The following is a 1,745-nucleotide window of genomic DNA, read 5'->3' as shown; positions in this document are numbered from 1 at the left end:
AACAGCCTTCGAGATGACACCGATATCTTTTTCTTCGTTAAGGATAGCGTAAAAAAGGGGCTTCATCTCGGTCAATCCCAGCAGGCCGAGCCTCTCTATTGCAATAGAGCGCTTTACCCATGAGCGCGATTCCGCCATCTTCTGATAAAATGCGGCAATGCCAAGTCTGCGCGTATAGCCCCGAAGACGTTTCGCATGCTCGGCCGTAACGGAACCATCTGTGAGCATCTGAATTAAAACTTGCGTCAGCGCATCAAACTCGATCTTTTTCTTTGGCGCCGCCAGGTTAGATTTACGTCGTGAAAGTTTTTTCTGAAGTTCTTTGGAATAGTATTCTTTTAGCCTGATAAGATAGGCATCCCTTAACTCCACGTGGACCTTATGAACAACTAAGGCGATAAATAAAATGATAACGGTTACGAGCATCACGAATATCGCGCTATAGAGAAGACTTTTTACGCTGTATGCATCCATATATCCGTTCACGGTAACCGCCGTCCTACAGGTTCAAGGGTTGATCAAATATGTAATAGGGTTGTTTAAACTTCCTTTATGTATCGTTTTTATGTGTTTTAAGCTTGAGTTTCTTTGGGAGGGTTGCAAAAAGAGGCCCGTTTAAAACGGACCTCTTTTCTTTACTCGCTTACGCTGCACCCAAAACCTGGTGCTCTTGGTACCAAGCTGCTAGAATAGACCTGGTAAGAGGTTTCAGGTGCTTTAAAACAAAGCAACAAGTGTAAAAAGAGGTGTAAGGTAGCATGGCAAAATCCACTGTAACGGCAAAGCCCAAGCGGGCAGTACCCTCCACTTCCCCCCAGGCCCAAGCGGGCAGTGCTGAACAGAGAGGGGTATGGGGCAGACAAATCGCGGTCTATGCGTTTGCGTTTTCCGGGATGGCGGCCTTAATCTATGAGGTCATCTGGACCCGAGAGCTCTCTTTGGTCTTTGGTTCAACTGTGTATGCGGTCTCAATGATGCTTACCGCATTTATGTCGGGGCTTTCTCTCGGCTCATTTTTAGGGGGCAGGTGGGCGGACAGAGTTAAAAACCTCATTGGGCTTTTTGGATCACTTGAGCTTGGGATTGCAGCCTTTGGGCTTTTAACCATCCCGCTGATTCAGGTGCTACCCACCCTGTACTTCTTCGTGTATAACACGATAAAACCAAGCTTTGCGCTCTTCTTTGTCTTTCAGCTGCTGCTCTCCTTTTTTATCATGCTTATTCCCACCACTTTTATGGGAGCAACGTTTCCAGTTGTGACCAAGATCAAGGCAACGTCTCTTGAAGGATTAGGTCTTGACGTTGGCAACGTCTACTCGATCAACACGGTAGGCTCAATTGGCGGCTCGTTTCTTGCCGGGTTTTTGCTCATCCCCCTCATCGGGGTCAAAGGCACCACCTTTGTTGCAGCGGGACTCAACCTCATCGTTGCCTCAAGCATGCTTGTTATGTCGCGGTCGGAGGTTGGGAAGAGACTTTTGGCAATCGTACGATGAGTATCAGCAAAGGATCGTATTTATTCAGCTCTTTTTATTACGAAAGCTAGCGGTTAATTCTTCCTTTAATGGAGCAACAGTTGTATCATTGACATAATCTACCTTTAACGGGTAAGGCATAAATATCCATCCGCCAACAACCAAGCTATGGCGGGCGTAAATAGCAAAAGGAGATGGTGAGCATTGAAAAAGCTGTTAATGATGTTGGTTTTCTTTCTTTTCGGAGGATTTCTGGTGTATTGGAAATTT

1 protein-coding gene and 1 pseudogene are annotated in these 1,745 nt (G+C 46.1%); one reads left to right on the top strand and one right to left on the bottom strand.

Translation table 11 applies throughout. From position 1 onward, the window contains the following. Window positions 1-486, bottom strand: a pseudogene (locus tag COY37_RS08475) (hypothetical protein); the annotation flags it as partial. Between the two features lie 272 nt (window positions 487-758). Between COY37_RS08475 and COY37_RS08470 the strand changes: the two are divergent. Further along, window positions 759-1,496, top strand: a complete 738-nt coding sequence (locus tag COY37_RS08470; protein ID WP_286678430.1) for a fused MFS/spermidine synthase — start codon at window positions 759-761, stop codon at window positions 1,494-1,496. The last annotated feature ends 249 nt before the right edge of the window (window positions 1,497-1,745 follow it).

Source organism: Candidatus Aquicultor secundus (assembly GCF_002791875.1).
In the GTDB taxonomy this organism is placed as follows: Bacteria; Actinomycetota; Aquicultoria; order Aquicultorales; family Aquicultoraceae; genus Aquicultor_A; species Aquicultor_A secundus.
Note: the sequence above shows the minus strand (reverse complement) of the source record. Positions and strands in the feature narration are given on the sequence as shown.

Bases quoted from the DNA above. Each gene is read 5' to 3' on its own strand.
- COY37_RS08470 (WP_286678430.1), top strand. From the start codon at position 759: ATGGCAAAATCCACTGTAACGGCAAAGCCCAAGCGGGCAGTACCCTCC.